Here is a 2874-nt window from a genome sequence, read left to right as displayed (position 1 = left end):
CTCGTGCACACCGTCCACCTCGGTGACTAAGGAGGCGCTGCCGATCATCCGGTACCGCACCCGGGACCTCACCCGGCTGCTGCCCGGCACCGCGCAGCCCGCGATGCGCCGGATGGAGCGGATCACCGGCCGCAGCGACGACCTGATCATCCTGCGCGGGGTGAACGTCTTCCCCACCCAGGTCGAGGAACTGGTGCTGCGCGCCGACGGGCTGTCCCCGCACTTCCAGATCACCCTGTCCCGCCGCGGCAGGATGGACCACATGACCATCACCGCCGAGGCCGCCGAGGACTGCGCACCCGGGCTGCGCGCCGCCGCACCGGAGTCGCTGGCCCGCGCGGTCAAGGACGCCATCGGCATCACCGCGGAGGTCGTGGTGGCCGATCCGGGGACGCTGGAGCGGTCCGTCGGCAAGCTGCGCCGGGTGCTGGACCGGCGCGGCGCATGACGGCCCGCGGCCGGGGCAGGCCCGGGCACGACCTGGACTCGCTGCTGCGCATCGCCGCGGTCGTCTTCCACGAGCGCGGCTACGACGGCACCAGCATGGACGTGCTCGCGCAGCGGCTCGGCATCACCAAGTCCGCGATCTACCACCACGTCTCCGGCAAGGAAGAGCTGCTGCGGCGCACCGTGGACCGGGCGCTGGACGCGCTGCTGGCGGTGACCGCCGAACCGGAGTCCCAGCGGGGCCCGGCGATCGACCGGCTGCGGCACGTGGTGCGGCGCAGCGTGCACGTGCTCGTCGCCGAGCAGCCGTTCGTGACCGTGCTGCTGCGGGTCCGCGGCAACAGCGAGGTGGAGCGGGACGCGCTGGCCCGGCGCCGCGAGATCGACGCGTTCCTCGGGAAGCTGGTGGCCGAAGCCGAACGGGACGGCAGCCTGCGCCCCGACCTGGACCCGGCGCTGACCAGCCGGCTGCTGTTCGGCACCGTGAACTCGATCATCGAGTGGTACCGGCCGCAGCCGGGCCTGGATGCCGAGCAGCTCGCCGAGGCCGTCGTCCGGCTCACCTTCGACGGGTTGCGGAACCCGCCCGCTCAGCCCTGACCGACCGCTCAGCCCTGACCGACCGGGAGCCCGTCGGCCAGCAGCATCGCGAAGTGCAGTTCGTAGCGCACCGACGGGCCGTGCAGCAGGGAGCGCTCCAGGACCCGCTCGATGCGCACGATCCGCTTGCGCACCGCGGGCACCGAGAGCTCCAGCTCCTCGGCCGCCGGCTCCAATCGGGCGCCGGCGTCCAGCCAGGCGCGCAAGGTCGGCAGCAGGTGCGGTTCGGCCGCGCGCAGCGGCTCCAGCTGGCGGGCCGCCCACGCGAGCACTTCGGGCCGCTGCAGCAGGTCCGGCAGCCCGTCCGGTTCCGGCTCTCCCGGTTCTCCCGGGAGTTCCGTGAGTTCCGGGAGTTCCGGGAGTTCCGCCGAGCGGGCGGCCAGGTGCAAGGCCAGGTGCAGCCGGGCCTGCGTGGGCAGGTCCCGCACGTCGCAGTCCAGCAACCGCTCCAGCTGCGCGAGCCGGGCGCCGAGCGTGTTGCGGTGGATCTTGAGCTGGCGCGCGCCGCCGGTGCCGAAGTTCAGCCACGCCCCCAGGGTCAGCTCCAACGCCGCCGCGTCCGGGTCCTGCACGCGAGCCGGTTCGAACGCGCGCAGCGGGGCCAGCACCTGCTCGGCCCACCGCTCGCCCGCCACGCCGACCACGGCGGCCAGGCTCTCCTGGAACGCGAACATCTCGAACGAGCCCGCCCCACCGCGGGCGGCCGCCAGTGCGTGGAACGCCTGCTCGTAGCCGACGGCGACCTCGCGCAGCGCGACCACCCGGCTCGCGCCCACCCGGATCCGGTCCGGACCCGCCACCACGTCCCGCACCAGGTCCGCCACCGAGTCCGCCGGCCGGTGGTGCTGGTGCTCGCCGGCGGGGACCAGCACGATCAGGTGCTTGACGTACACCGGGCAATGCACGATCCACGCCCGGTGGCCGGTGATCCGCGCGATCCGCGCGGCCAGCGAATCCCGGTCGACCTTGCCCGCTTCGATGACGTAGACGGTGAGGAACGCGGGCAGCCGCGGGCTGAGCGCGCTCGCGACCCGCTGCGCGCTGTCCGGGTGCCCCAGCATCAGCAGGTGCAGCACGGATTCGCGGACGGCGGTCGCGGCCGCGGCCACCCGCCGGGACTGCTGCCGGGCGGTGTCGGCCTGCCACCGCAGGGACAGCAGCCGGCAGGCGTCGGCGAGGAGGCGGTCCACCCCGGCGGTTCCGGTGGCGGGCAGCGACACCACCAGCACCGGGGATTCCGGTCCCGCGTCCAGCGCCTGCGCGCAGAGCATCCGGTCGCCGCGGTGCACCGCGGCCGAGCGCACGTGCCCGGACCGGATGCGGTCGAGGTCCTCGGCGATCGCGGCGAACGCCTCCGGGGGCGGTTCCGGCGCGGGCACGACCGGTTCGCCGCCCGCGTCCAGCAGCACCGCCCGGCCGCGCACGGTCTCCGCGACGCGGCGCACCAGCAGCCGGAGCCCGTCGGGGGCCAGCGCGTCCTGGTGCAGGCGGCGCAGCCGATCGGCGTCGAGGTCGGGCTCGGTGGAGGGGGTCCGCTGCGGCACGGGCGCCGAGCCTATCGGGCACGGGCACCGGTCCGGGGCGGGTCGGGAGATTCCGGCCCTGGACGGCCCAGCACCTCACTGGAATATGCCGTTTCGAAACCTGTCACTCGATTCAGCAAATTCTTACTGCTTCGGCCAACGACTGGGCGAACTGAAACTTCCCCGCCGAGTCGATCAAGCCCTACTGTTGGTGCCTTCCAAGGGGGCATCGAGTTCGGGCGACCACCGCGACGAACGCTCCCCGCACCCGCCGGACCCGCGCGCCGAAGTCCTCGACGAGGTG

Annotated in this window: 2 protein-coding genes and 1 pseudogene; 2 read left to right on the top strand and 1 reads right to left on the bottom strand. The window is 74.0% G+C overall.

Features of this window, described 5'->3' with window-relative positions; all coding sequences use genetic code 11:
• Positions 1 to 448: pseudogene (locus ABZ805_RS29220) on the top strand (phenylacetate--CoA ligase); the annotation flags it as partial.
• A complete protein-coding gene (locus tag ABZ805_RS29215; RefSeq protein WP_358447137.1) occupies positions 445 to 1047 on the top strand; it encodes a TetR/AcrR family transcriptional regulator in 603 nt (200 codons plus the stop codon). The pseudogene ABZ805_RS29220 and the gene ABZ805_RS29215, both read left to right, overlap by 4 nt.
• A gap of 8 nt (positions 1048 to 1055) precedes the next feature.
• On the opposite strand, the gene ABZ805_RS29210 is transcribed toward ABZ805_RS29215, so the two are convergent.
• Positions 1056 to 2591 (bottom strand): helix-turn-helix domain-containing protein, encoded by a 1536-nt coding sequence (locus ABZ805_RS29210; RefSeq protein WP_358447135.1) that lies wholly within the window; start codon positions 2589 to 2591, stop codon positions 1056 to 1058.
• Positions 2592 to 2874: the final 283 nt, after the last annotated feature.

It is taken from the genome of Saccharopolyspora sp. NPDC047091 (assembly GCF_040643635.1).
In the GTDB taxonomy this organism is placed as follows: Bacteria; Actinomycetota; Actinomycetes; order Mycobacteriales; family Pseudonocardiaceae; genus Saccharopolyspora_C.
This window is presented reverse-complemented; position numbering and strand designations above follow the sequence as displayed.